At 67.4% G+C, this 26,749-nt stretch carries 18 protein-coding genes and 1 pseudogene; 7 read left to right on the top strand and 12 right to left on the bottom strand.

Features of this window, described 5'->3' with window-relative positions:
- Nucleotides 1-149: 149 nt before the first annotated feature.
- Nucleotides 150-1,334 (bottom strand): MFS transporter, encoded by a 1,185-nt coding sequence (locus JIX56_RS13310; RefSeq protein ID WP_257540454.1) that lies wholly within the window; start codon nt 1,332-1,334, stop codon nt 150-152.
- Nucleotides 1,335-1,882: 548 nt separating this feature from the next.
- Between JIX56_RS13310 and JIX56_RS13305 the strand changes: the two genes are divergently transcribed.
- The 5 genes from JIX56_RS13305 (at nt 1,883) to JIX56_RS13285 (ending at nt 13,316) form a co-directional block, all read left to right on the top strand.
- Entirely contained in the window at nt 1,883-2,524 is a 642-nt protein-coding gene (locus JIX56_RS13305) for a hypothetical protein (protein WP_257540452.1), read from the top strand.
- Nucleotides 2,421-5,480 (top strand): LamG domain-containing protein, encoded by a 3,060-nt coding sequence (locus JIX56_RS13300; protein WP_257540450.1) that lies wholly within the window; start codon nt 2,421-2,423, stop codon nt 5,478-5,480. The genes JIX56_RS13305 and JIX56_RS13300 overlap by 104 nt, the downstream gene beginning before the upstream one ends.
- A 153-nt stretch (nt 5,481-5,633) precedes the next feature.
- A complete protein-coding gene (locus tag JIX56_RS13295; protein ID WP_306819940.1) occupies nt 5,634-12,098 on the top strand; it encodes an RHS repeat-associated core domain-containing protein in 6,465 nt (2,154 codons plus the stop codon).
- A complete protein-coding gene (locus JIX56_RS13290; RefSeq protein ID WP_257540446.1) occupies nt 12,095-12,568 on the top strand; it encodes a hypothetical protein in 474 nt (157 codons plus the stop codon). Before JIX56_RS13295 ends, JIX56_RS13290 begins: the two co-directional genes overlap by 4 nt.
- A 415-nt stretch (nt 12,569-12,983) precedes the next feature.
- Nucleotides 12,984-13,316, top strand: coding sequence for an ankyrin repeat domain-containing protein (locus JIX56_RS13285; protein ID WP_257540445.1), 333 nt, complete (start codon nt 12,984-12,986; stop codon nt 13,314-13,316).
- Nucleotides 13,317-13,454: 138 nt separating this feature from the next.
- Here the strand turns inward: JIX56_RS13285 and JIX56_RS13280 are convergent, their stop codons facing one another.
- From JIX56_RS13280 to JIX56_RS13255, 6 genes and pseudogenes are all read right to left on the bottom strand, one after another.
- Nucleotides 13,455-13,700: a DUF397 domain-containing protein gene (locus JIX56_RS13280; RefSeq protein ID WP_257540443.1), complete on the bottom strand. Its 246-nt coding sequence runs from the start codon at nt 13,698-13,700 to the stop codon at nt 13,455-13,457.
- The gene (locus JIX56_RS13275; protein WP_257540441.1) at nt 13,697-14,560 is read right to left on the bottom strand and encodes a helix-turn-helix domain-containing protein; all 864 of its coding nucleotides are present in this window, start codon (nt 14,558-14,560) and stop codon (nt 13,697-13,699) included. Before JIX56_RS13275 ends, JIX56_RS13280 begins: the two co-directional genes overlap by 4 nt.
- A gap of 80 nt (nt 14,561-14,640) precedes the next feature.
- Entirely contained in the window at nt 14,641-16,149 is a 1,509-nt protein-coding gene (locus JIX56_RS13270; protein WP_257540439.1) for an AAA family ATPase, read from the bottom strand.
- Between the two features lie 83 nt (nt 16,150-16,232).
- Nucleotides 16,233-16,474 (bottom strand): annotated as a pseudogene (locus JIX56_RS13265) (DUF1990 family protein); the annotation flags it as partial.
- Nucleotides 16,475-16,570: 96 nt separating this feature from the next.
- Nucleotides 16,571-16,798: a DUF7848 domain-containing protein gene (locus JIX56_RS13260; protein ID WP_257540437.1), complete on the bottom strand. Its 228-nt coding sequence runs from the start codon at nt 16,796-16,798 to the stop codon at nt 16,571-16,573.
- Entirely contained in the window at nt 16,795-17,118 is a 324-nt protein-coding gene (locus JIX56_RS13255) for a hypothetical protein (protein ID WP_257540435.1), read from the bottom strand. Before JIX56_RS13255 ends, JIX56_RS13260 begins: the two co-directional genes overlap by 4 nt.
- Before the next feature lie 611 nt (nt 17,119-17,729).
- Between JIX56_RS13255 and JIX56_RS13250 the strand changes: the two genes are divergently transcribed.
- A complete protein-coding gene (locus tag JIX56_RS13250; RefSeq protein WP_257540433.1) occupies nt 17,730-18,956 on the top strand; it encodes a helix-turn-helix transcriptional regulator in 1,227 nt (408 codons plus the stop codon).
- Here the strand turns inward: JIX56_RS13250 and JIX56_RS13245 are convergent.
- Complete coding sequence (locus JIX56_RS13245; RefSeq protein ID WP_257540431.1) at nt 18,946-19,599, bottom strand: HAD family hydrolase; 654 nt, start codon at nt 19,597-19,599, stop codon at nt 18,946-18,948. The genes JIX56_RS13250 and JIX56_RS13245 overlap by 11 nt on opposite strands.
- Before the next feature lie 414 nt (nt 19,600-20,013).
- Nucleotides 20,014-21,084, bottom strand: coding sequence for a hypothetical protein (locus JIX56_RS13240; RefSeq protein ID WP_257540429.1), 1,071 nt, complete (start codon nt 21,082-21,084; stop codon nt 20,014-20,016).
- A 157-nt stretch (nt 21,085-21,241) separates the two neighbouring features.
- Between JIX56_RS13240 and JIX56_RS13235 the strand changes: the two genes are divergently transcribed.
- Nucleotides 21,242-21,958, top strand: coding sequence for a hypothetical protein (locus JIX56_RS13235; RefSeq protein ID WP_257540427.1), 717 nt, complete (start codon nt 21,242-21,244; stop codon nt 21,956-21,958).
- A gap of 50 nt (nt 21,959-22,008) precedes the next feature.
- Here the strand turns inward: JIX56_RS13235 and JIX56_RS13230 are convergent, their stop codons facing one another.
- From JIX56_RS13230 to JIX56_RS13220, 3 genes are all read right to left on the bottom strand, one after another.
- A complete protein-coding gene (locus tag JIX56_RS13230) occupies nt 22,009-22,542 on the bottom strand; it encodes a DUF1990 family protein (RefSeq protein WP_257540425.1) in 534 nt (177 codons plus the stop codon).
- A 67-nt stretch (nt 22,543-22,609) separates the two neighbouring features.
- A complete protein-coding gene (locus JIX56_RS13225) occupies nt 22,610-24,271 on the bottom strand; it encodes a M4 family metallopeptidase (RefSeq protein WP_257540423.1) in 1,662 nt (553 codons plus the stop codon).
- Nucleotides 24,272-24,530: 259 nt separating this feature from the next.
- Complete coding sequence (locus JIX56_RS13220) at nt 24,531-26,615, bottom strand: M4 family metallopeptidase (protein WP_257540422.1); 2,085 nt, start codon at nt 26,613-26,615, stop codon at nt 24,531-24,533.
- Nucleotides 26,616-26,749: the final 134 nt, after the last annotated feature.

The following is a 26,749-nucleotide window of genomic DNA, read 5'->3' as shown; positions in this document are numbered from 1 at the left end:
CCCGGTCCGTCGCCGGAAGAGTCCCGTCCGATCGCGACGGCGAGCCACCGTGCGAGGGGCGATGGGCGAGAGGCTTGGGCGATGGGCGATGGGCGATGGGCGATGGGCGAAGGGCGCGGGGCTTGGGAGCCACCGCCCCTACGGGAGTCTCACGCGATCCAGACTTTACGACGCCGGTCGGCCAGGAATGCCGAGAGCGCGAGCAGGAGCGCGCCGGTCGCCGCGGCGAGCGCCACCAGGAGGGCGCCGTCGACGCCGTGGCTCTCCGCGAGGCTGCCGGAGGCGGCCTGTCCGGCGGCTGTTCCGAGGGGGCCTCCGGCGCACAGGATGGTCATGGCGATCGTGGCCCGTTCAGCGGGGGCGAGCCGTTCGGTCAACGCGTACAGGCTGATCATGTAGGGCGCGATGGTGAAGCTCGCCGACGCGACGGCCACGGGGAGGGAGGCCAGTCGGGCTCCGACGAAGAGGACCAGCATGCCGGCGAAGAGCGCCGTGGCGAATGAGACATAGCGGGCGCGCGGGGAGAACCGCCGCGGGAGCCAGGCACAGGCGAGGCCGGCCAGGGCACTGCCGATGCCGAGTTCGTACAGGAGCCCCGAGGCTTCGGGCTCGCCGATCGTGTCGGCGTACACGGTGACGGCCGTCTGGACCGCGCCGAAGACCGCCCCCATCGCGACCATCGCCAGGAACATCACAGCCAGGGGGCGACGCGGCAGACGCGGCTTCTCCTGCTTCCCCGAGGAGTGCCGCCGCGTGGTGCGGTGGGCGTGGCGCAGGGCGAAGGGGAGGGTGCTCGCCACGATCAGGGACATGGTCACCGCAGCGGGGGCGAGAGGACCGACCGACGCGAGCAGCCCGACGAGCGCGGGTCCGGCGACGAAGCTCATCTCGTCGGCGGATGCCCCATAGGCCAGGGCCGTGGCCAGCAGGTGAGGCTTGTCGTGGGAGCGCACCAGACGGGACCAGTGCACCCGTACGAGTGGGCCGACCTGGGGCTGGGTGATGCCCACGAGGGCGGCCGCGGCGAGCATGCCCTCCCGAGTGCCGTGGCTCGCGGCCAGCAGGGCGGCCCAGGCACCGAAGTTGGCGAGCGCGGCGGCGACCCCGACGGGCCGGTGACCGTGGCGATCCGCCAGGGCCCCGACCAGGGGGCCGCCCACGGCGATGGCGATGCTCTGGGCCGCGCAGGCGAGACCGGCGAAGGCGTAGCTGCGGGTCGATGCCTGGAGCAGGATGAGGGTGGAGAGGGCTGAGGTCGCGTAGGGCAGGCGGGCGAGGAATCCCAAGGGGAAGAAGCCCACGCCGGCAACGCACAGCAGGGATCGGTACGACACTGATGTCTCCGTCGGGCACGTCGAGGAGACGCGCCTCCCAGCCACCAACGCGTCGACGAGCCTGATTCTGACCGTCAAGGTAGCGGAGTCAGCTGTGCGGCCCAAGGACACGCGGGGCCGTTCCGGCTGTCGTGGCCGTATGTCGTCGCCTCGTCCTGGACGCGATTGCCGGAGAGGGGCGCGGCGGCTCAGTGGTCGTCACGGAGGGGGTCGCGATTCCCACGGAGACCTTTGATGTTTGAGTGGAATCCCCTTGGCGTTTACCTGTTGCGCGAGGTCCTTCCGGCCATCTTTGGCTTAAAGCCCACAGAGTGTCCGGCTATTTCTACGCTTAGTAGCGCAACGGTCCCTCGAAGTGGCATGGATCACTCTTGACGGTGTGAGTTGCTGTGAACTTATGTTCCCTCCCGGATCTTTGTGATTCTTGTGACAACGGGGTGGGGATTGTGGGCACGGAGTCGGGGGCCCGGCGTGCATGGACTCGGCGCAGAGGCATGCGTCGTGGTGTGTCGGCGGTAGCAGCGTGGTGTGTTCTGGGCTCACTGCCCGTGGCCCTGGCCGGGGCTTCGCCAGCTGCGGCGGTGCCCAAGGCGGCATTGACGGCGTCCGAGGAGGCGGCTGATTCGGGCGAGCCGGTGGAGGACATCGGGCAACGCACCGAGTACTCACAGACGTTCGCGAATCCGGACGGAACCTTCACGCTGACGCAGTCGACGACGCCACAGCGGGCCCGAACCACAGACGGCGGCTGGCAGGACATCGATGCGGCCCTGACGAAGAAAGCCGACGGCAGCGTGGTCCCCAAGGCCGCTGCTGTGGACCTGGAGTTCTCCGGGGGCGGAGACGGCGGAGACATGCTTCGTCTCGGCCGTGACGGACGGTCGTTCACGCTTGGCTGGCCGGGCCACCTGCCCGCTCCGACACTGGACGGCGCGACCGCCACGTATGCGGAGGTCCTTCCCGGCGTGGACCTGCAACTGACGGCCACGGCCGAGGGGTACAGGCAGGTCCTTGTGGTGAAGTCGGCCGAGGCCGCCGACAGCGATGCGCTGGAGCAGTTGCGTTTCAGCGCCGCTGGTCAGGGACTTGAGGTCGTCCCCCGGCTCCGGCGGTGGTCTGCGCGCCGTCGACGAGGACGGCAACGCGGTGTTCAACGGCCCGGCCGGTCAGATGTGGGACTCCGCCGGTGATACGAGCAGCGGTGTGGAGCCGCAGTTGATGCGCTCTGCCAGTGCGGAGGAAGGTCCGACGGCCGCGGGTCAGGAGGATTCGGCGCAACCCGGCGCGGGGGATGCCAGTGCCGTACTGCCCGTCCAGGTCGAGAACGGGTCCGTCACAGTGAAGCCGGACCTCGGCCTGCTGCGGGGCACGGACACGGTCTATCCCGTCTACATCGACCCGCCCGTCGGACTGGGCCGATCCGAGCGTACGAAGATCTCCTCGGACGGTGACAGATTCTGGCAGTTCAACGGAGACCTGGGCGTCGGCCGTTGCGGCAGCGCGGACGGCTACTACTGCGGCGACAACTACATCGACCGGATGCTCTTCGAATTCGGTCCCGGCAAGCTGAGCGGTAAGCACGTCCTGGACGCGACGTTCCGCGCGTACGAGACATGGTCGTTCAACTGCGACGCCAAGTGGCTCAACCTGGTGCGGACCAACAACATCTCCGAAGGCACGCGCTGGCCGGGCCCGAAGACGATCGACCACATGGGCGACAGGCTCGTCTCGGCCGGCCGGGGCGACCTGTGCAGCCCCGATCAGCCGGACCGATGGGTCGAGTTCAACGACGATCCGGCGCAGCCGGAGGAGAACCTGACGTCGACGGTGCGCGCCTTCGCGGACGGCAAGTTCCAGCGTCTGACCCTCATGCTGTGGGCGAAGGACGAGGACGACCCACGGGCCTGGAAGCGGTTCGACGACAATGCCGAGTTGCAGGTCACGTACGCCCACAAGCCGGGAGTGCCGACGAACGTGGGCCTGATACCGGGTGACGGCAATGTCGCGTACTGCGAGAAGTCGTCCACGAAGCCGTTGACCGTCACCCGCCTGGACCCCATGGTGCAGGCAAGAGTGCAGACCAAGGTCCAACCGGTCAGCGGAGAGAACAAGCCGGCCCTGCAGGCCGAGTTCGTTGTGCAGAACAAGCACGCGGACGGCACATGGGCCACGGCATGGACCGACTTCCGCCCGCGTGACTCGGGCTGGGCTCCGGATGGTGAGTTGCAGCGAATGCGCACCAACGACCGGGCGGACGGGGGCGTTTACCGCTACCGGGCGCGCACTCAGTCCCACTGGTCCTACGACGGCAAGAGCGGCGACCTGTACTCCCCGTACTCCTCCTGGTGTTACTTCAATGTGGACTCCACCGCACCCAAGGTCCCGCAGATCATCAGCAACGGCCCGTACGAGCCGTGCCTGACCAACGACTGCCCGGGGCTGGGCGGCCCCGGCACACGGGGATCCTTCACCTTCAAACCCAATGCGGCGGACAAGGACATCACCAGCTACGAGTGGCAGCTCATCGCCGGCTCGACGGGCAAGGCGACCCGCGTCTCCGGCACCAGCCCCACCGTGTCGGTGACACCGCAACTGGGTGGCACCCAGGTGCTGTCGGTGACGGCGATCGACGTACGCAACCGTACGGGTCCCCCGGCGGAGTTCATCTTCAAGGTGGCCCCGCCACCGGGTGAGTCGGGCCGCTGGCACTTCGACGACGCCACTCGCGACGCCGGCGCCCGCTCGGCCCAGGACACGGCCACAGTCGGATCCCGTCACCCCGCCGCGCTCACCAACGCGGGTGTCGGATGGTCGACCATGGCCCGCCAGGGCGATGCCGATCAGTCCCTGTGGCTCAACGACACCACGAACGCGGAGCAGCAGACCGGGCACGCAGTGACCTCGTCCCCCGCGATCATCACGAAGGACTCCTACACCGTGTCGGCCTGGGCGTATCTCACGGATGCCGACGACACCCGCGTCGTGCTGTCGCAGTCGTCGGGCACGCTGGGGCAGGCCCTCTCGCTGTCCTACTCGCCCGGTGACCGAAGGTGGGGATTCAGCCGGTCCGGCACCGACAGCAACAGCCCGGCGTGGATCCGCTCGCCTTCCGACCAGCCCGCCACGTTGAACGTATGGACCCATCTGGTCGGCGTGTTCAAGACCGAGGGAGACGACGGGCTCCCGGACACGGACCCGAAGAACGACACTGTGCAGCTGTTCGTGAACGGGCGCCCCCAGGGCGAACCGATCAACCTGTACGCGAAGTCGTCCACCTACCAGCCGTGGACGGCCAGCGGCGGCCTCACCTTCGGGCGTTCGCCGGGAGGCCAGTACTTCCACGGCCGTGTCGACGAGGTCGCCGTTTGGCAGTATGCCCTGACGCAGGAGGACATCGTCCAGGAGGCACGCTCCCTCAACGTGGACGGGATGCCGACCAACGAACTGGTGGCCCAGTGGGACGCCACGTCCGCGACCGGTACCGAGATCGTCGAGCGGACCTCGTACCCCCGACCCGCGATGAAGTTGTCGGGTACGGGTGCCGTCATCAACGAGGAGGACAACGGCCTCACCCTTGACGGCACGTCCGGCTACGCGTCTGCGACGGGCCCCATGGTCGACGAGAGCGGATCGTTCACGGTCTCGGCGAGTGTGCAACTGGAGTCCGGCAAGCTCGCGGACAAACCGGTCGGCTACCAGGCGCAGGTGGCAGGGCAGCGGGCCGGAGGTGAGTCGTCGTGGGCTCTCTGGGTGGTCAAGCCCGCGGACGGCGTCTACCAGTGGAAGTTCACCCGGACCGCCGTCGGATCCGACGGCAAGGTCACGCAGAGCGCCGAGGTTCCGGGCGGCGACATCGCCGAGACCGACACCTGGGTGCAGGTCACCGGCGTCTTCGACGCACAGGCGGAGACAGGTCCGGGGCGGCTCCACCTCTACGTGGGGCAGGACAGCCAGCTCGAGACGGAAACGGACGTCTTCACCGAGCCGCAGCAGGGCAGCGGTGAACTTGCCATGGGGCGTGGCACGACAGGCGGATCCACTGGCCACTACCTGCTCGCGAACCTCGGTGACCTAAGGATCTGGACCGGAGCGATGAACTCCGAACAGATTCGCTCACAGGTGATGGCTGACCCGGACGCCACCTGACCAGCTGACCCGCCACCCCACACTCCGATCTTCGAACTCACCAACCTGTACGGGCTCTTCGGCTCGTGCCGTAGCGCAACTGGCATCCGCTGTGCGCAGGGAGAGAACGCGATGAATTTGTTCGAGACCGCGAGATCCGCGCGTCGCGATGTCATGAGCCGCTCAGGTCGGTGGATCCACTCAGGTCGATGGGTCCACCGGGCAGCAGCCGTCACGAGTCTCGCCGTGCTGTCCGGGCTGCTCACCCCGGTGGCGTTCGCGGCCGAGGCCGACCCACTGGGCGCTCCGGACGTCCCTGCGCCACGGGGGCAGAAGGTGAGCCCCTTCAAGCCCAAGGTGGACAAGAAGGCCGCCGCCGCGGTGGAACAAGCGGAAGCAGCGGACCGATCGGCAGCCGCCCGTGCGCGCGAGGAGCGGCAACGGACCGTCACTTGGCCGAAGGCCGGCCAGGCGACGGTGACGCTGCCCGCGAAGGGCTCGACCAGGGCGACGCCCGGATCGCTGCCCGTCACGCTCTCCAAGCCACGCAAGGGCAAGGCCCCGAACAGCGTCACGGTCAAGGTCCTGGACCAGAAGACCGCGGCCGGGCTGGGGGTGCGCGGGGTCGTACTGGAGGTCAAGGCGGCGAAGGGTGACGGTGGGGCCGCCCAACTCGCCTTGAACTACGACGCATTCGCTTCTGCCTACGGTGGTGACTGGGCGGGACGCCTGCGGCTGCAGTCCCTCCCGGCCTGCGCCCTCACAGACCGCTCTGCGGCGAAGTGCCGAACCCGCGAAACCCTCGACTTCACCAACGACCGCTCCACGCAACGGCTTTCGGCGCCCGTCACCCTGTCCGCCGACGGAGCCCCCACCATGCTGGCAGTGGCCGCCGGCACCAGTTCGGGCGGCGGTGACTACAAGGCGACCCCGCTGTCGGCCTCCTCCACATGGGAGGCCGGCGGGTCCGCAGGCACATTCACCTGGTCGTACCCGCTGCGGGTACCGCCTTCGGCGGCAGGCCCCAAGCCCGACATGTCGATCTCCTACGACTCCGGCAGTGTTGACGGGCAGACGTCCACGACCAACAACCAGGGCACGGCCATAGGCACAGGCTTCGACCTGACCTCCTCGTACATCGAGCGCAAGTACGGCTCGTGCGACGACGACGGTCAGACGGACAAGTTCGACTTGTGCTGGAAGTTCGACAACGCCTCTCTCGTCCTGAACGGCAAGGCCACGGAACTCGTCAAGGACGACACGAGCGGCAAGTGGCGGCTGAAGAACGACGACGCCTCCACGGTCACGCACTCCACGGCGGCGGACAACGGCGACGACAACGGGGAGCACTGGACTGTCACGACCGGGGACGGCACCAAGTACGTCTTTGGTCGGAACAAACTCGAAGGCGCCGGTGCCGACGAACGGACCAACTCCGTATGGACCGTACCGGTCTTCGGCGATGACTCCGGGGAGCCCGGCTACAGCGACGGCACCAACTTCTCCGGCCGGGACAAGAAGCAGGCCTGGCGCTGGAACCTCGACTACGTCGAGGACACCCATGGCAACGCCATGACCTACTGGTACACGGCCGAGACCAACAACTACGACATGCTCGGCGACGACACCACGGGAACCAGGTACACCCGTGGCGGACACCTCAAGGAGATCCGCTACGGGCAGCGGGCGGACGCCCTGTTCTCCGCGACGCCGGCCGCGTCGAACAAGGTCGTCTTCTCGTACGCCGAACGCTGCGTCGCCTCGGGAACCGGCTGCGACGAACTCACCGAGGACGCACGCGACAACTGGCCGGACGTCCCGTTCGACGCCGTGTGCAAGGACGACGACAAGTGCACCGGAAACGTCGGCCCGTCCTTCTTCACCCGCAAGCGGATGACGGGCATCACCACCTACGCCTGGAACGCCGCCGCATCCACCCCCGCGTACGACGCCGTGGACGCCTGGTCCCTCAAGCAGATCTACCTCGACCCGGGCGACACCGGCGATTCGAGCGACCAGTCACTGTGGCTCGACGAGATCCGGCACACCGGCAAGCGCGGAACCGAACTCTCCCTGGACCCGGTGAAGTTCGGCCACGACTTCCGGAAGAACCGTGTCGACGGGGCCGGCGACAACATCCTGCCGCTCTACCGGCCGCGCCTGGCGACGGTCACCTCCGAGACCGGAGCAAAGACCGTCGTCACCTACGCCGACGCCGACTGCGTCGCGGGCCAGGCCAAGCCCAAGGTGGACGAGAACACCAGGAACTGCTACCCGGTCTACTGGTCGCCGAACGGCGAGAAGGAACCGATCCTCGACTGGTTCCAGAAGTACCCGGTCACGTCCGTGTACACGTCGGACCCGCAGGGCGGCTCGGAGTCGGTGCAGCACGCCTACCAGTACTCGGGCGGCGGAGCCTGGCACTACAACGAGGACCCCTTCACGAAGGAGAAGGAGCGGACCTGGTCCGTCTGGCGCGGATTCGGCAAGGTCACCCATATCACCGGCGCGCCCAACGGAACCCAGTCGAAGACGGTCACGGTCTATCTGCGCGGCATGAACGGCGACCGCGTCCTGGGCGCCGACGGCAAGACCCCGCACAAGGACGACCGCAAGAGTGTGAAGGTCACCGGGGTGAAGGCCCCGGCACTGACGGACTCCGACCAGTACGCGGGCCTCGTCCGTGAGACCGTCACCTACAACGGCGCCGACGAGGTCTCCGGCACGGTCAACGACCCGTGGTCGAAGAAGACGGCCACCCAGCACAAGTCGTACGCGGACACCGAGGCGTACTACGTCCGTACGGAAGCCACCCACACCCGCACCAACATCACCAGCAAGCTCACCCCGTACGACCGGGTGCGCACGGTGAAGACCACCTTCGACGACTACGGCATGCCGGAGACCGTCGAGGATCGGGGCGACAACGCCGTCGAGGGCGACGAGACCTGCACCCGCACGTGGTACGCCCGCAACGCCGACAACGGCATCAACTCCCTCACCTCACGGGTACGCAAGGTCGCCAAGAGCTGCGCCATCGCCGACTCCACGCTCGACCTCCCGAGCGACTCCAACCGCCCTGGTGACGTGATCGCCGACACGGCCACCGTGTACGACGACGCGACGGCCACGGCGTGGTCCGCCGTACAGAAGCCGACCAAGGGTGAAGCGGTCTGGGTGGGCAGGGCCAAGGGCTACGGCAGCGACGACGCTCCCACCTGGCAGAAAGCGTCGACGAGCACGTACGACAGTCTGGGCCGCCCTCGGGTGGTCAAGGACACCAACGACCAGCTCGTCACCGACACCGCCTATGTTCCGACCGCGACCGGGCCGCTGACCTCCACCAGCGTCAGCAACGTCAAGGGACACAAGACGACGAGCGTCGTGGACTTCGCAACGGGCTCTCCGACGAAGATCACCGACCCGAACAACAAGATCACCGAGACGACGTACGACAGCCTCGGCCGCACCACCCAGGTGTGGCTGCCGAACCGGCTGCGCGTTCTCAACTTCAAGCCGAACTATGTTTTCGGCTACCACGTCACGAGCAAGGCATCGGAAATGTCGTGGGTCTCCACGGCGACGCTCGTCGGCAACAGCGCGGACCGCTACAAGACCACCTACGAGTTCTTCGACTCGATGCTGCGCACGCGCCAGGTCCAGACCCCGACCCCGAGCGGCGGCCGTCTGATCTCCCTGTCGCTCTACGACTCCCGGGGGCTCGTCGCCGGCACCCGCAGCGACATCTGGGAGGCGGCGACCGAACCGTCCACCGAGCCGGCACAGCCGGACGGTGGCCAGGCCCCGATCGAAACCAACACCACGTATGACGGCGCGGGCCGCGCGATCAAGGCGGTCACCAGCGGCAGGGACGTCTCGCTCAAGGAGAAGCCGGTCATCCGGCGGCTGACGGTCGACACGACGTACACCGGTGACACGGTGGCCACTTCGGCCCCTGCCGGCGGCCAGGCCGTAGCCGTGGTGACGGACGCGCTGGGCCGGACGACGGAGCGCCGTGAGTACGGCGGCCCACAGCCGACGGGCAGCGACTACACCACGACGAGGTACGCCTACACACCGGCGGGCCAGCAGGAAACCATCATCGGCCCGGACGAGGCCAAGTGGTCGTACACCTACGACCTCTTCGGCCGTCAGATCACCGCGACCGACCCGGACAAGGGCACGAGCAAGACGACGTACGACGGTCTCGACCGGGTCGACTCCACCTTCAACGTCGCGGAGGAGAGCAAGAAGCTCCTCTACGGCTACGACGAGCTGAACCGCAAGACCGGGCTGTGGCAGTCTCAGAAGACGGACGCCAACAAGCTGGCGTCGTGGGGCTATGACGCGGTCGCCAAGGGCCAGCAGGACACCGCCGTCCGCTACGACGGCAGCATCACCAACGCGTACACGCAGAAGGTCACCACCTTCGACAACCTCTACAACGCCACCGCCAGCGAGCTGCAACTCCCTGCCAGCGAACCACTGGTGGCGGCGGGGCTCGCCAAGACGCTGCCCTTCAGCAGCTCCTACAACTTGGACAGCTCCCTCGGCACTGTCACCGAACCGGCAGCCGGCGGTCTGGCCGCCGAGAAGGTCAGCTACACCTACACCGTGACAGGGCAGGTGCTGAGTGCGGCCGGCTCGACCAACTACCTCCAGGACGCGGGCTACTCACCGCAAGGCGACCTGACCCAGCTGCGCCTGGGCAGGGACCCGACCAGCTCGGCGAAGAAGGCGTACGTCAACTTCACTTATGAGCCCGGCTTCCGCCGCCTGACCCGCGCCTACGTCACGGACGACGTCCACGCCTACATGCCGCAGGACCTGAACTTCACCCAGGACGACGCCGGCAATGTCACGTCCATCTTCGACGGCACGACCCAGGGCGGCACGACCAAGCCGGACTACCAGTGCTTCTCCTATGACGGCCACCGCCGCCTGACCGAGTCCTGGACCCCGAAGACGGCCGACTGCGCGACCGCGGGCCGCACCACGGCGAACATCGACGGCCAGGCCCCGTACTGGACGTCGTACACGTACACCGCGGCGGGCCAGCGCAAGACGGAGACGCAACACGCGACGTCGGGCAACAGCACCACGACGTACACGTACGACGACACCAGTGCCCAGGGCGACAACAAGCCCCACACCCTGGACAACACCACGGGCGCCAGGGCCGCGACGTACGACTACGACGCCAACGGCAACACCGAGTCCCGCCCTGGCCCGACCGCGCAGCAGACCTTGGCCTGGAACGCCGAAGGCAAGCTGGCCAAGACGACCGAGGGCAGTGCAGAGACCGGCTACCTGTACGACGCCAACGGGGAGCTGTTGATCCGTCGGGCCAAGGGCAACGGCGACACGGTCCTGTACCTGGGCGGCACGGAGGTCCGCCTGACGGTCAAGGGCGCGACGAAGACCCTGTCCGGCACTCGCTACTACACGGCCGGCGGTCAGAGCATCGCGGTGCGTACGGCGGTTTCGGGCACGTCGGGCTCGAAGCTCAGCTTCCTGGCCTCGGACCACCACGGCACGTCCAGCATCGCGCTCGACGCTACGACGTACGCGGTCACGAAGAGGTACACGTCGCCGTTCGGTGCCTCACGAGACCCGAAGGCGGTCACGGGCTGGCCGGACGACAAGGCGTTCCTGGGTAAGCCGGCCGACGTCGGCACGGGGCTGACGCACATCGGGGCACGTGAGTACGACCCGAAGACGGGCCAGTTCATCAGCGTCGACCCGTTGCTGGAACTCGACAAGCACCAGACCCTCAACGGCTACACCTACAGCATCAACAACCCCGTCACCTTCTCCGACCCGTCGGGCCTCGGCCTGAAATGCGGCGGCCCGAACGATCCGGCATGTCCGAAGCGCCCTGACGGGACAGAAGGAAACGGGCGTCCCAACGAGGCAGTGGACTACACCAAGCCGGCCTCCGTGCATCCATGCAACAGCAATTGCGGAACGGCCACCACCGACAGCACCGGAACCACGAATGGACCCGGGGACTCCGAGGATGGGTGCGGCTCGTGGGGTTTCCTGTCGGGAGTTTGCTCCGGTGTTGGAGAGACGTTCTACGGGGTTGTCAGCAACGTTCCCCACATGGCGGAGTACGGCGGATGGATCTTTGACGGGGACTGTCGCAACGGTGGTGGTCCTGGTGAGCCAGGATGTGACTACGGTGCTCAGTTCGATAATTGGATAGCCGGCCACGGCTACGACACATCGAGTGACGCCTACCAAGTCCCCAGTGCTCTTGCGGCCATCTTCGGACATAGGCCTGGCAAGCCCGGTAGCTCGAATAAGTCCTCGTATGCCCGCTGGAAGGTGGGAGATGATTACACCAAGCCCAATAAGAAGGGCAAATCTCCCACCATGTCGACAATGCGTAAGCGATTCTGGAAGAACGAAGCTGCCGAACCGGCGGCCGAGGACCAGTGGGGGAAAGACAACATCGAGCGGATGAAGAGGGGGTCGGCCCCCCAGAGAATGAGGCCTGATGGGACCCGAGAGTCTATGGAGTTGAGTCATGAGCCTGTCCCTGACCGGGAGGGCGGTATGCTCTTGACGCCGCGATGGCCAGATGAGCATGCTCTAATCGATCCGTATAGACACTTGCCCAAGGACACCCCATGAGTGAGCCCGACACCTCGCCTGCGCTGGCTGAGCAATTTAAGGAATCGCGTGGGCAGCCTATTAGGTACAATGATGTACTGGTTTACATGGCGTATAGAGTTCCTGTCGATACGACACTATCTGGCTTCCAAGTGGAATTTCTGGAGTCGATGGGTTCCCCTGTTCAGGGCGTATGCGTTCAGCTCGACAAAGGTAATCTTGTGGTTGAAGGAAGCGTGAATCCTGGGCTAGTCTTGTGGGCGGATTCGGCTCCTCCTGTGGTTCAAGTGGCAGTTGACGCCGAAAATGGGGCAAATCTTCAGATTTGGAATTGCTGGCGTGGCCGTTTTGGCGAACGAGCGGCATGGCTGGTGAATTCCGGAATGGTCTGCGAGGTGCTTCATCGTGACGAATTCATATTTTCCTGTAGCAGCGGTCCAGGCGGTGTCAATTTCTCTGATCTAAAATTCAGACTGAAGCTTGATCGCTAAATTTCGCTAGAGAGCGTCTTGGGGGCCTGTCGGCGGGATGGTATTGCGAGGCGACGTGCCAGAAGCATGGCCACGGCGCAGTAGGTGGCGTTCTCCGAGCGGACGCGCAGGTCGTTCTTTTGGCAGGCGGCGGCATCGTCTCAAGCCAGGCCGCTGGGTCGGCCGCGCGGTGTGAGGTGCTCACCGTGCACAGGTCCTGTTCCGTGTGGCCTCCTGCCGAACCGAGCATGACAGGTTCCCGGTCATCCGGCTCTCCAGTGACTACTGCGTGAGTGGTTTGGCGGGACGTTTGAATGGCTTCGGTCATGGCGGGTGTCGCAGGCCATGACGGTCTTGCGACGCTGATGCAGCGTGACGCGCGCCCAGTCGGAAGGCTGCCATCCGGCATTGCTAATCAAATGGTGTAATCGGCGGCATGTTTGAAGAGGTGGAGAACCTGTGGACTCCGGCTCACCAAGCTGTTGAGAATGGCGAGTCGGACGAGTTGGCTCGACTGCTGGACTCGGGGGTGGACCCCGACGAGATCTGCTGTGGAATGACCCTGTTGGCTCATGCGGTTGATTATGAGGCTGACACGGCAATTCAGGCTGGCCGCGAGATGGGTGTAACTCTGGTAGCGATACTTCTTGCCTATGGTGCGGACCCTCAAATCGAGGGGAGTCAGGGGAAATCTCCGCTGGAGTTGGCGGACGACTATCAGCATGTGATGGCCGAAAGGCTGTTGCTGCGCTTCTTTCGCTCGGCTTGAAACCGTGGATCATGCGGGCGGTTGGTTGGTGACCTTGCCCTCGTGATCGTGGTCCCGGCCTGAAAGGAGGCCGACAGTATGATCTTCGTGTCCATCTCTCCTTGCTGAAGGTGACGGAGTAGGTACGGCCGTGGGTCATCAACCCAGGAGTTGGCGTGTAAGGAACACCGACCACGTGATTGGGGAGAGGGTGAGGTGGGGGCCGGTGGGAGCCTTGGAGTCGCGGATGTGGATGGTGTGGGGGCAGGCGGCTATCTCTACGCATTGGCCACCCTCGCCGCTGCTGTAGGTGGACTTTCGCCAGGTGTATGCGGCTTCAAGACACTGGCCGCCCTCACCGTCGCTGTAGCTCGACTTGAACCAGCTCAGCTGCTCCATGTTCATCGCCCTTCCAGCATCTTCTCGATCAGGTCCAGGGACTCGTACGGGTTGAGCGCCTGCGCCCGGATGATCCCATAGCGGGCGGCGAGGATACGCACCTCTTCTCGGTCGGTGATCAGGCGGGGGTACCCCTGGGTCTCCATGTACGCAACCTGCTCCTGCCCCTTGGGGGTTAGCAAGGTGAAGGAGCCACCGAGGCTGGGATGTTCCTGCCGCCCTGTCGGCATCACCTGAAGTTGCACATTGCGCATGCTCCCGATCCGCAACAACTGCCGCAGCTGCCCAGCGTGCACTTCTGGCCCACCAATCGGCCGCTCCAGCACCGACTGCTCGACGACGAAGCTGCACTCCGGCGGAGGCCACTGCTCGAAGATCTGCTGGCGGGAGAGGCGGTCCGCGACCCGCTTCTCGATGGTGTCCTCGCTCAGCGGTGGGAAGCGCTGGGTGAACACGGCTCGCGCGTAGTCCTCGGTCTGGAGGAGTCCGAGCACACCCATCGTGCTGTAGTCGTACAGCGAGACGGCCTGCGCCTCCAGGGTGGCGTAGCCCCGATACCACTCCGGATGCCTCGTCCGCGCCTTCTTCATGCCCTCCTTGATCTCGGGGATCATCGCTTTCAACAAGCCTCCGGCATCGAGGAGTTCATCCGCCTTCTCCAGGACCTCGGGGCGGGCCACTCGTACGCCGCGCTCCATGGCCGAGATGGCGTCGGGGCCGTAGCCGACGGCCTCGCCGAGTTCCTTCTGGGTGAGTCCTGCTCGCTCCCGTAGGAGCTTGAGCATTTTGCCGATCGCGGTGAACAGTCCCGTCGTCCCGTCGGCCTCCGCCGGCGTCTCCGGCTTCCGGTCCCGCTCGTCCGTCATGTGCCCGCCCTCACTTCGTGCCGAGTGACCTGAACCTGAATGGGAAACGTCCAGTGATTGGGGTGCGTCACTACTCGGACTCACAGGCCGTACAGCGTCTCCAGATCCACCAGCAGCACGTCGGGGCGCCGCTTCGCCAGTTCCGTCACGTCGGCGTGGAAGCCGTACAGGGAGAAGAGCGCCAGAGTGACCTCGCTTGTGTCGTACCCCTGCACGGACAGCAAGTCGCGGATGTGTTCCAGGCGTTGGAGGTCGCTCACGCCCCGTCGGGCCGCTGTCGCCTTCACCTCGCCCAGTAGTGCGATGCGGGCGCGCGGGGACTGGGGGCGTTCGCCGAGGGACAGGGCGATGACGTCGACCTCGTGCCTGGTGCGGGCTGCCGGGTCGGGGACTTCTGTTGTGCCGACCGGGCCAGGGAGGCCGTCCGGGAGGACCGCGTGGGCGTGCTGAAGGGTCCAGGAGCGGGCCAGGGACTCGTAGTGGGGCCCCAAGATCTTGGAGTTGAACGTAGAAGCGGAAGCCTTCCAGACCTCATCGGCGAAGCCCTGTTCCACCGCTGCGGCCTGGGGGAGCGTGATGAGCTGGTTGAAGCGGATCACGGGGTCGGCGAGGGTGATCACCGGTTGGCGGCGGCGAAGGAGATCCTGTTCACGGTGGATGTAGCCGGTGGACTCCAGAACATCGAGGGGGTGTGTGACCGTGTTGCGTTGCCGGCCTAGGGCGGCACCGATCTTCGTGGGCGTGGTCGCGCCTCGGGCGATCGCCGTGAGGATGTCGTAGTAGAGGGTGTGTTGGGTGATTCGGGGATCCTCGCGCAGCAGGAACTCGGCTTCCGTACGGGAGTAGATCGCCCTGCCCGGGTTCAGGAGCGTCTCCGTGACCCAGGTGTCGAAGCCGTCGAGTGGGCTGGTGCGGCCGGTGCTGAGCCGGTAGCCGGGGGCGCCTCCGAGGACCGAGTGGACATGGAGCGCCGTGTGAGGGTCGTCCAGTTGCCAGAAGTCGCGGCTCGTTCGGTAGTCGAAGGCGCCCAGGCGTAGATCGATGACCGCGCGTCCGCGCAGAGGCCTCCCATCAGAGAGCGACTCGTGCAGGCCGCCTCTCGCCGTGCCACTCAGGATGAGCCGGGCGCCCTGGTCCTCGCTGTGCCGAGGTTGGTTGTGTAACTCCTCGATCAGCTGGGGGAGTTCAGGTGAGTGTGAGAGCAGATGGGGGAAGTCGTCGAGGACGAGAAAGGGATGCGGCGAGCAGCGGGAGGTGACGTCGAGGGCGTTGGTGAGCGCTTCGCGCCAGTCTCGTGGGCGCAGGGTGTCGGGGGCCACCCTCGCGTGCGCCGCGATCATTTCGGTGAACCGGTACAGGGCACGTTGGCGGCCCTCGTCGCTGATCGCCGTGAAGTACAACCCGTCCACAGCCTCGCACAGCGCGTGGAGCAGATAGGACTTCCCGATGCGGCGCGGTCCGGAGATGGTGGCCAGCCGCATTGCGGGAGCGGGAGCGGGATCGGTGAGGAAGCCGGTGAGTGCTGTCCACTCGTATTCTCGGCCCATGGGGGCGCCGGGCAGGTGCCCTCGCCGGTGACGTGTGGACATAAGGCACTCCGCGTGGGCGGGGGACAGGGATCGCCCCATGTCTATCCAGGTGACCTGCGGCGCGGTGAGGAGTCCGACCCGGATCACTCCTTCGGGTCCCCCGCCAACGTCCGCAACACCACCCCGCACCGCCGCGCATACGCGTGCTGCAACCCCTCGTCGCGGCCCCGCCCGCCCGCGCGTACCACTTCGCGCCGCGGCTGGAGGCCGTGACCGTCAGCCAGACCGTGCCGTCCCCCGTGCGGTCGACGACGAAGGCCTCCTCGCCGCATTCCGGGTGGCCCGGCGGCGTGCCGTAGGCCCAGCCCTTGCGGCGGGGTTCGTCTTGGTTGGCCTGCTGTCCCCTCGAGCGCGGCCTCGCCGCCGTGCCCGGGGCCACCGCGAGCACCCGTACCCCGTGGGTGTGCGTGCGTCGACGGCTCTACTCTTCGCGTGTCACGCGGGCATGGTCGGTGACGATGCGACGGAAGAGGTCGTGGCCGGTGCGGCCCGTGTGGCGTAGGCACCAGTCCTGGGCTGCCTGCTGGGCTTTCTGAGGGCCGGACTCCGCGCCGCAGCCGGACGTCGTGCAGAACGCTTCGAAGGTGACTTCGGCGTCCGGGGTGTGTCGGATGGTGTGGCGGACGTAGCGCAGAACGGTTCGGCTCATCCGAGGCCCTCCTCGCCTTCCCCGTGGTCCTGGTCTTCGGTGGCGCTGCCGGGCAGGCGCATGCCGCGTGACTCGGCGACCCGCAGGGCATCGCGCAGGCACTCGGCGAGGCGGACTCCGGTGTACCGCAACTCGGCGGCTGTGGCTTTCGGGTCGTTCAGCACTCCACGCCCGAGTTCGAGCACGTCGGTGCCCGTGGTGAGTTGAACGGCTTCCATGTCGTCGGCCAAGCGCGACACGACGCCTCTCCCACTGCCTGTGGAAAGGAAGCAGGGGTTGCCATCGGGAGAGGGCCACGGCAGCAGGCGCAGGGCGGTCATGCGTTCACCTTCGCTCCGCGCGTCGTCGCCCGTGGTGCTTCCTGCTGCCGCTCGTGATCGGGGAGGAGGGCGTGGTGGCCTTCCTCGGGCAACAGGACATACGCGCGTACCGGTCCCCAGGTGTCCGTGATGTCCGTATACGCGACTGATTCGGCGGAAGGCCACAGGTGAGGGGCCCTGCGCCGCCGTGCTTGCCGTAGCACCCGCGCCCAGGAGGCGGGGGATGGGTGACCCGCGGGCAGGTTCCGGCTGTTGTCCAGGGCCGTGGCAGGAGTTGCGGTGCTGGCTTCGTGCGGCCCGAGCAGGAGGGTTCTCAGCCACGCGAGGGCCTGTGAGACAAGGGGCATCGGTCGGTCAGCTCCGATCAGGTCGGTCGCGCTCCGGTACCGCATCGGCGGCGGTCACCTGAGGCTTCGGAATTCTGGCGCGCCCGTCGGAGGCGCTCCGCTGGGTACTGCCTCAAGCGTGACCATCAAAAGTCCTTTCATCGAGGGCTTCTGAAGGACTTTTCCTTGTGCATTACAGGGCCTTCTATGCCTCCTTCGGGTGAAGATCGCTAGTGGAAGGGTCTTTCATGGCACAATTCGAGGCACCGCACAGGAGGTGGAGCCGTGCCCCGGACCGTAGGAAACATCCGCCTGAAGTCGGCCCGCCTGGCTGCTGGATATGCCTCACAACAGGCACTCGCAGATGCCCTCGGTGTAGGCGTCCGACAAGTCCGGCGTTGGGAATCGGAGAATCCACCCTGGCCGCAGCCCGCACAAGCTCAGGCCATCGAAGCTCTCCTCGGGCAGGACCTGCGATCGCTCGGTTTCGCACCCTCTGACAATGCCGTGGCGGACCGGGGGCGGCGAGCCACCGTGACGACTACGGCTCCGGTAGCAGGGCTCGCCGCTGTCCCCACGCAGGCGATCGCGCTGCAACCTGCCTCTGTGGGACAAGACTTCCTGACGGTGACGCGCGCGCACCGCCGCCTGTACTGGTCCGTCGCACCGGCCGTCCTCCACCCCGCCGCGTTGGCGCACGCCACGCTGGGGTGCGCACTGCTGCCGGAGACGGTCGGGCAGACGCGGCGCACGGCCGCAGCCGCACTGGCCGAGACGTGGCTGCTTGTCGGGCGCATCGAGTTCTTCGATCTCCGCGAGCCGGACAGAGCGCAACAGACGTTTCTGAGGGCGCTGCAAGCGGCGGGGGAGGCGGACGATCCGCTGCTCGGCGCGGCTGTTCTCGCCCACAGCGCGTTCATCCCCGGATGGGCGGGTGACCGCGACGCGGCCGTGGAACGGCTGATCGCGGCGCGTGCCCATGCCCGACGAGGTCCGGCATCAGCGGAACTGCTGGCCTGGCTCGACGCGGTAGAGGCAGAGTGCGAGACGCGGTGCGGAGACGCGCGGACCGCACTGAACTTGATCGGGCACGCGGAGGATGTCCTTGCCCGGGGCGGCGAACACCGATCTCCCGAGTGGCTCGACTGGTTCTCGCCGGTACGGCTGGCCGCGTTCAAGGGGAACACACAGTTGAAAGCCGGCCATCTGCCTCAGGCTCGGGAAACACTCCTCGGCGTCCTCAACACACTCGACTCCGGCGAGGAGAAGCAGGCCACCGTCGTACTCGGCGACCTGGCCGCCGTGGAAGCCGCGGCCAACCGGCCCCAGGAAGCATGTGCATACGCGCTACGGGCGCTCGACCAACTGGCACGGACCTGGTACGCGACGGGAATGGACCGGGTCCGCGACGTACGGCGCTCTCTCGTACCGCACCAGCACGAGCGGTGCGTACGCGAACTGGACGACCGTCTCTACAGCTGGCCGATGACCGTCAACGCTCTCACCCGTTGAAATCCCGGATGAGAGGGGGCAGTTCATCAAGGCTCTCGACTCGGAATGTGGGGAGTTCCCTCGCTTCCTCGCTCTGCCACTGAATGGTCGCCCAGGGGCCACGGCGCACCAGTGCGGTACGCATCCCGGCGATCACGGCTGGACGCACGTCGTTGTCGACGCGGTCGCCCACGTAGAGGATTTCGTCGTGGGTGAAGGGGGTGACGTCTGCGACACGCTCGAAGAACTTCGGGTCTGGTTTGCTCGCGCCCCAGTCGTCGCTGGTGCCGATCAGATCGACGTCGTCGGTGAGGAGCTCACGGAGGATCTTCCCGGCCCGGATCGTCTGGTTGCCCGCGATTCCGAGCCACAACCCGTCCGCCCGCAGCCGGGCCAGCGTCGGCCGGACATCGTCGTACAGGTCCCCCTCACCGAACGTCTCAGACTGCCCCGCAGCCGCCCGCCGCTCCCGCTCCTCGTGCAGGTCGAAGCCGGGCCGGAACTCCTGAAACGTCTCGCGGTAGTCACGTCCCTGCGCGATGACGGCACCGAACACGGCATGGAAGGTGTGGCGGGGAACTCCGAGCCAGTCCGCCCAAGTGCCGTACTCCCGGGTCTCGTCCACCAGGCACTCACCAACGTCGAAAACCACCGCACGAATCATGAAGTTCAGCGTAGTCGGCCGAATACGAGCGAAGACGGCTCGCCGCCCGCCCAGGTCAGTCGGCATCCGCGGGATGCTTCCAGGCCGGAGACCCGGCATGCTGTCCAGGCTGCCGGGCGTACCCAGTCGAGCCGGGGGCGCGCAGCTCGGTCAGATGTACTTGTACACAGTCGGCCGAGAACATCACGCCTTTCGGCAAGGTCCGTCGGCCAAGCCGCTGTGCTGGGTCAGCTAGGCCGTGTTTTTGAACTGAGCTCCTGAACATGCCTCAGGCCGTGATGATCTCGGTGTGGGGCGTGGGGACCTTTCGGACGATCAGTGGTTAGTGCTGGAGCCGTTGCTGCCGACAGCGGGGGTGGGGCGTCCGGCTCGCAACCAGCGACGGTTGATCAACGGGGTGCGGTGGCGGGTGGCCTAGTCGCCACCGCCACCGCCACCCCCGCCGTCCCCACCCCCGCTGTCCCCGCTGCCGCCGGAGTCCCCGCCGTCGCCGCCGTCCGAACCCCAGCCGTCGTTGCCGCCGGGCTCGTTGTCGTCGCTGCTGTTGCCGAGGTTGCTGAACCAGGTGCGGTCCCACCATTCGGCGAGGTCGATCGGCTCGCTCTCGCGGGACGGGCGCTTGCGGTTCGATGGGAAGCGGGCCAGGCCCGTCGTGTCCCCGAGCCCGAAGGTGACGGAGAAGACATACGCCATGACGGCGTCCAGTGGGTCGGGGCTCTCGTGGCGTATGGGTGCCAAGGGCAGCAGGACCGTGCCCGGCGGGGGTACCTGGTGGCGTGGTGGACGCGTCAGCAGGGCGACACGGCGCTCGTCGCGCAGCAGCCACGAACTCTTCGAGGTCTCCCGGCGCAGTTCCCAGTGGCCGTTGGGCAGGCGTACCTCCACGGAACTCTTGGACTTGCGTAGCCGCTTCGTGAGGACGAGTCGCGCCGTTACGTCGCCGACGGTCAGTCGCAGGCCCCGGGACGGTTCCGGGGCGTCGTGATGGAAGCCGCGGGGAGCGCGGATCCGTACGACGGGAGCGTGCGGTCCCCATACGTCCACGCGGATCAGGCGCCGGTCCACCGCGACCGTCACCGGGCCGGTGGGGCCGGGTGCGTACCGGCGTGCGATCCACAGGGGTACGCCTTCGGCCTGGGCTTGGGCCGCCAGAGCGGCCACCTGGGCCGGACCACCGCAGTGCCATACCGCCAACTCGCCCAGCCTGTGGGCGAACTCGGCGGCCTGCCGTACCTTCATGGGTTTGGAGCTGCCGGTCACGCGGGTCACCGGGACGATCCCGGGGCCGGCCGTCAGCCGCGTCAGCGGGCGTTCCGACCCGCCGCCCCCTAGCCAGTACCCGCGCTGGAACGCCTCGGCCATGGCACCGAGGTTCAGCTCACTCAACGGCGTGATCCTGCCGCCCCTGCGCAGCCGGTCCTCGGTCAACTCCACGGTCCGCGCCAGCGGATTCCTGGACCGCTCGCCATACAGCACCTGACTCACGACACCCCCCGTATCGTCTTTGCGCTGCTCAACAGAGTCCAGGGTCACACACGGGGAGAGGGATCGAGGTCCACGACGTCCGTTTGCCATCGCTCGACGGGCGGGTTTTTCGTCGGTTACGGTCGCCTTTCTTGATCTGGTCTCGGGGGGACTTCTCATGCACGCGCGCATACCACTGCTGGCACGGACTTTCCTGATGCCCTCCACCGCGGCGGTGTTGGTCGGCTGCTCGACCGCAGACGGCACAGCCAAGACTTCCGGAGCTGAACCGTCCTCCTCCACCACCGCCACCGCGCCGGCTGAGGCGCTGAGCGAGGCTGAGTTGGAGGCGCTGGTCCTTCAGGCGGATGATCTGCCTCAGGCCCGCCCAGACGGTATCCCCGTCCAGGAGCGCACTGACCCCGCCGACCGTCCCTCGTTCAAGCCCGCCTCGGATCCGGACTGCCAGAAGGTGCACGACATCCGCGGCGGGTCCACCGCGTCAGCGGTGGTGGGGCAGATCATCAACTGGAAGGGCGGCATCTACCCCGGTGGTGCCACCCTCGCCGCCTACGACGACGGCAAGGCCGAGCAGCTCTTCACGGAACTCGAGCAAGCCCTGGGCTCGTGCGCCACCTACCAGGGCGACGGGTGGACCGGCGCCTACACCTCGACCGTGAAGACACAGAAGGCGCCCGAAGTCGGCGACGAGGCCCTGCAGTACAGGGAGTACAGCACCCTCGAATTCGGCAAGCGTGACGAACTGTTCATCGTCGTCAGGACCGGCAACGTCATCGCGACCTACCAGTCCCTGGAGGTCGGCCGCACCTCGAACTTCCCCACCGCTCCCATCACCAAGCAGACCGAGCGGCTGCGCGACGCCCAGAGCAGGTGACGGTGCGGCATGCACCCACGAGGTCGCCCGGGAGCGGCCATGGCCCCCGCTCACTCCTTCGGGTCCCCAGCCAACCTCCGCAACACCACCCCGCACCGCCGCGCATACGCATGCTGCAACCCCCTCGTCGCCGCCCCGCCCGCCCGCGCGTACCACTTGGCGCCCCGGCTGAAGGCCGTGACCGTCAGCCAGACCGTGCCGTCCCCCGTGCGGTCGACGACGAAGGCCTCCTCGCCGCATTCGGGGTGGCCCGGCAGCGTGCCGTAGGCCCAGCCCTTGCGGCGGGGTTCGTCGAGGGTCCACACCACGCGGCAGGGGGCCTTGATGACGCCGCCCAGGGTGACCGTCACGTCGACGCCCGGGGCTGCCTCGGGTGCGTCGGCGTGGATGCCGACGCCCAGTGCGCGGTGCATTTCCCAGGTGAGGACCGCGTGCGCGGCTCGCTCGAACACGTCGACGCCCTCGCCGATGCGGGTGCGGACGTGGAGGGGCTTGAAGTCGGGTGGGCAGTGGCCCTCGCGGGTCGCGCCGACCGCGTCGTACGTGAAGGGGCCCTCGGGGAGGGGGCCGTCGGTGTGGGGCATGGGCCAAAGCCTAGGGCGGTACCCGGAGTCGCCTTCTCTCCGGGTACCGCCCTGGCTCAGATGTGCGTCACGCCGTCACGTTGACCGCCGCCCACGCCGCGTTCACCGCCGCGTACTCCGTGCTGCTGGAGCCGTAGAGGGAGGACGCCGCGTTCAGGGTCGCCGTGCGGGCGCCCTTGTAGTTGGTCGTGGACGTCATGTACGTGGTCAGCGCCTTGTACCAGATCTGGACGGCCTTGTCGCGGCCGATGCCCGTGATCGTGGCGCCGTTCGAGGTGGGGGAGTTGTACGACACCCCGTTGATCGTCTTGCTGCCGCTGCCCTCGCTCAGCAGGTAGAAGAAGTGGTTCGCCGGGCCCGAGGAGTAGTGGACGTCCAGGCTGCCCAGCGACGACGACCAGGCGTTGGCCGAGTTGCCGTCCTTGCTCGGCTGGTCCATGTAGCGCAGCGGGGTGCCGTTGCCGCGGATGTCGACCTTCTCGCCGATGAGGTAGTCGCCCGGGTCCTTGGAGTTGGCCGCGTAGAACTCGACCGCCGTGCCGAGGATGTCCGAGGTGGCCTCGTTCAGGCCGCCGGACTCGCCGCTGTAGTTCAGGCCGGCCGTGTTCGACGTCAGGCCGTGGGTCATCTCGTGGCCCGCCACGTCCAGGGACGTCAGCGGCTTGACGTTGCCCTCGCCGTCGCCGTACGTCATGCAGAAGCAGGTGTCGGACCAGAAGGCGTTGACGTACGCGTTGCCGTAGTGGACGCGGGAGTACGCGGCGACGCCGTTGTTCTTGATGCCGTTGCGGCCGAGGACGTTCTTGTAGAAGTCCCAGGTGACCTGGGCGCCGTAGTGGGCGTCCACGGCGGCGTTCTGGTCGGTGGAGGAGCTGGTGGCGGTCCCGGTGCCCCAGATGTCGTCCGCGTCGGTGAAGAGCGTGCCTGCGGAGGAGGACGTGGCGCGGGCCTTGTTGTACGTCTTGTGGGCGCCGCGGGAGGGGTCGTTCAGCTGGTACGTCGAGCCCGACAGGGACGTGCCGATGGTGACCTGGCCGTTGTACTGGCTGTTGCCCGAACCGGTCTGGATGGCCTCGAACTCGTACAGCTTCTTGCCGGTCTCCGCGTCGGTGATGACGTGGAGCTCCTGCGGGGTGCCGTCGTGCTGGAAGCCGCCGACGACCGTCTCGTAGGCGAGGGCGGGCTTGCCGTTCGCGGCCCAGACGACCTTGCGCGGGGCCTTGTCGGCCTCGGTCTTGGTGGAGCCCTCGGCCTTGGCGGCCTTCAGTGCCTGCTTCTCGGCGGTCGCCTTGGTGACGTCCGCGGTGAGGTCGGCGACCTTGACGGAGGCCTGCGTGGCCTTGGTGATGCTCTTGATGTCACCGGCCTTGGACTCGTGGACGACCAGGTCGCCGCCGAGGACCGGGAGGCCGCCGTAGGTGCGCTCGTAGCGCGTGTGGACCGTGCCGTCGGCGTCCTTGAGGACGTCGCGGACGACCAGCTCCTCCTTGGCGCCCAGGCCTATCTCGTCGGCGGTCGCGGTCGTGGCGGCGTCCGCCTTCTTGATCAGGGCGGTGCGCGTGGCGGGGGTCAGCGGGACCTGGGCACCGGCCGGCTGGGCCTTGTCCGTGACGGGCGCGGGCTGGGCGGTGGCGCCGGAGGTCAGCCCGGTGGTCAGCAGCGCGCCGGCGGCGACGGCGGTCGCGATGGCCAGGGTAGTGCGCTTGTGACGCGCGTAGAGGGGAGTCACACAAGCTCCTTATGTGGGGGAAGTGCTCTGGTGCTGGTGCGGCGGGTGGAGGAAGAGTGACACCTGAGGCGTGTTCATGTCAGGAGGGGGTGATGATGTTGGCCGAAAGTCAACTGTCCGGTGAATGTTTCGGGAACGTGAACGGGCTCCGCCCCGGCGGGAATCGACCCACCGGGGCGGTGCCTGGCTGAGAAGTGTCCGCGTGAGCGGTGGCCTACGGGAACGTCAGGCGGTACCTACGGGAACGTCACGCGGTGACCTACGGGAACGTCAGCTTCCAGCTGTTGATGCGGCCCGTGTCCTGCGCCGCGTTGTCCTGGACCCTCAACTGCCAGACCCCGTTGGCGACTTCGGAGGAGGCGTTCACCGTGTAGGTGGTGTTGATGTTGTCCGTGCTCCCGCCGGTGCCGTACGCCTTCAGCGTGTACGCCGTGCCGTCGGGGGCGACCAGCTGGACCTGGAGGTCACCGATGTAGGTGTGGACGACGTCCACGGCGACCGCGAGGTTCGAGGGCGCGTTGCCGGTCCGGCCGGAGACGGTGATCGACGAGGTGACCGCCGCGCCGTTGTCCGGAATCGATACGTCGGCCGTGTTCTCGAACGACGTGCCGCCGCCCCCGCCGCCGCCGGGCCGCGCGCCCACGTTCACGCCCGCCCACGCGTGCTGCACCGCCGTGTACTCGGCGGACGTCGTGCCGTACAGCTCACCGGCGGCCGCGAGGGTGCCGGTGCGGGCGGCCGCGTAGTTGGTCGTGGACGTGAACTTCGTGGTCAGCGCCCTGAACCAGATCTGCTCCGCCTTGGCGCGGCCGATGCCGGTCACCGCCAGGCCGTCCGAGGTGGGCGAGTTGTAGCTGACGCCGTTGATGGTCTTGGCGCCGCTGCCCTCGGAGAGGAGGTAGAAGAAGTGGTTCGCGGGGCCCGACGAGTAGTGCACGTCGATCGAGCCGATGCCCGAGTACCACGCGTCCCTCGACGAGCCGTCCCTGCTCGGCTGGTCCATGTACCGCAGCGGCGTGCCGTCGCCGTTGATGTTGATCTCCTCGCCGATGAGGTAGTCACCGACGTCGGAGGAGTTCGCCGCGTAGAACTCGACCGTCGCGCCGAAGATGTCCGAGGTGGCCTCGTTCAGACCGCCGGACTCGCCGCTGTAGTTGAGGCCGGCCGTGTTGGAGGTGAGCCCGTGGGTCATCTCGTGCGCGGCCACGTCGATCGACGTCAGCGGGTTGGCGTTGCCCGAGCCGTCGCCGTACGTCATGCAGAAGCAGGAGTCCTGCCAGAACGCGTTGACGTAGTTGTTGCCGTAGTGCACACGCGAGTAGGCGCCGACGCCGTCACCGCGGATGCCGCTGCGGCCGTGCACGTTCTTGTAGTAGTCCCAGGTCAGCGCCGCGCCGTAGTGGGCGTCCGCGGCGGCCGACTCCAGGTTCGACGGGGTGCCGTTGCCCCACACGTCGTCGGGGCCGGAGAAGAGCGTGCCGGTGCCGGACGTGCCGCGGTTCAGGTTGTACGTCTTGTGGCCGCCGCGCGCGCCGTCGGTGAGGTTGTACGTCGAACCGGACTGCGTGGTGCCGAGGGTCACCTGGCCGCTGTACACCGTGTTGCCGGTGCCGGTCTCGATCGCCTCCCACTCGAACAGCTTCGCGCCCGTGGTGGCATCGGTGATGACGTGCAGTTCCTGCGGGGTGCCGTCGTGCTGGAAGCCGCCGACGACCGTCTCGTAGGCGAGGACCGGCTTGCCGCTCGCGGCCCAGACGACCTTGCGCGGCGCGCGGTTGACCTCGGGGCTCTTGGCGTCCTCCGCCTTCGCGGCGCCGAGCGCCTGCTTCTCGGCCTTGGCGGCGGTGACGGCCGGCGTCAGTGACGGGACCTTGATCGTCGCCTTGGTGGCCTTCACGATGCCCTCGGTGTCGCCCGCCTTCGACGTCTCGACGACCAGGTCGCCGCCGAGGACCGGGAGGCCGTCGTACGTCCGCTCGTACCGGGTGTGCACGGTGCCGTCGCGGTCCTTGACCACGTCACGGACGACGAGCTTCTCCTTCGCGCCGAGGTTCAGCTCCTCGGCCGTCTCCGCCTTCGTGGCGTTGGCCTCGCGTATCAGCTCGGCCCGCTGGGCGGGGGTGAGCTTCACGGAGACCGCGCCCGGGGTCGCCTTGTCCGCGGCCGACGGTGCCTTCTCCGGGGCGGCGGTGGCGGCGCCCGACTGGACGGCCGCGGCGAGCAGGGCGGTGACGGCGACGAGCGCGCCGGCGGCCGCGCGCCGCCGGGTGCTGTGGCCGAAGGTGGTACCGGTGTGGGAGGTGCGTCTGTGGGACTGGCGTCTCAACACTGACTCCTTCTGCATGGCCGTGGTGCACACGGCCAGGGGAGACCGGACGGCTGGTGACCGCCCGGGCAGAACAAGGTGTGAACTGGTGAACGCGAAAACCACATGCGTGAGGGGTGCTTCGCGGCACGGCGGGCCACTGTGAGCTTGCT

Source organism: Streptomyces sp. CA-210063, assembly GCF_024612015.1.
Taxonomy (GTDB): Bacteria; Actinomycetota; Actinomycetes; order Streptomycetales; family Streptomycetaceae; genus Streptomyces.
Note: the sequence above shows the minus strand (reverse complement) of the source record. Positions and strands in the feature narration are given on the sequence as shown.

Excerpts from the sequence above, each read along its gene's own strand:
- JIX56_RS13235 (WP_257540427.1), top strand. The coding sequence starts at position 21,242 with ATGCACGCGCGCATACCACTGCTGGCACGGACTTTCCTGATGCCCTCC.
- JIX56_RS13285 (WP_257540445.1), top strand. The coding sequence starts at position 12,984 with ATGTTTGAAGAGGTGGAGAACCTGTGGACTCCGGCTCACCAAGCTGTT.
- JIX56_RS13270 (WP_257540439.1), bottom strand. The coding sequence starts at position 16,149 with ATGTCCACACGTCACCGGCGAGGGCACCTGCCCGGCGCCCCCATGGGC.
- JIX56_RS13280 (WP_257540443.1), bottom strand. The coding sequence starts at position 13,700 with ATGAACATGGAGCAGCTGAGCTGGTTCAAGTCGAGCTACAGCGACGGT.
- JIX56_RS13230 (WP_257540425.1), bottom strand. The coding sequence starts at position 22,542 with ATGCCCCACACCGACGGCCCCCTCCCCGAGGGCCCCTTCACGTACGAC.
- JIX56_RS13275 (WP_257540441.1), bottom strand. The coding sequence starts at position 14,560 with ATGACGGACGAGCGGGACCGGAAGCCGGAGACGCCGGCGGAGGCCGAC.
- JIX56_RS13245 (WP_257540431.1), bottom strand. The coding sequence starts at position 19,599 with ATGATTCGTGCGGTGGTTTTCGACGTTGGTGAGTGCCTGGTGGACGAG.
- JIX56_RS13295 (WP_306819940.1), top strand. The coding sequence starts at position 5,634 with ATGAGCCGCTCAGGTCGGTGGATCCACTCAGGTCGATGGGTCCACCGG.
- JIX56_RS13290 (WP_257540446.1), top strand. The coding sequence starts at position 12,095 with ATGAGTGAGCCCGACACCTCGCCTGCGCTGGCTGAGCAATTTAAGGAA.
- JIX56_RS13255 (WP_257540435.1), bottom strand. The coding sequence starts at position 17,118 with ATGACCGCCCTGCGCCTGCTGCCGTGGCCCTCTCCCGATGGCAACCCC.
- JIX56_RS13220 (WP_257540422.1), bottom strand. The coding sequence starts at position 26,615 with ATGCAGAAGGAGTCAGTGTTGAGACGCCAGTCCCACAGACGCACCTCC.
- JIX56_RS13260 (WP_257540437.1), bottom strand. The coding sequence starts at position 16,798 with ATGAGCCGAACCGTTCTGCGCTACGTCCGCCACACCATCCGACACACC.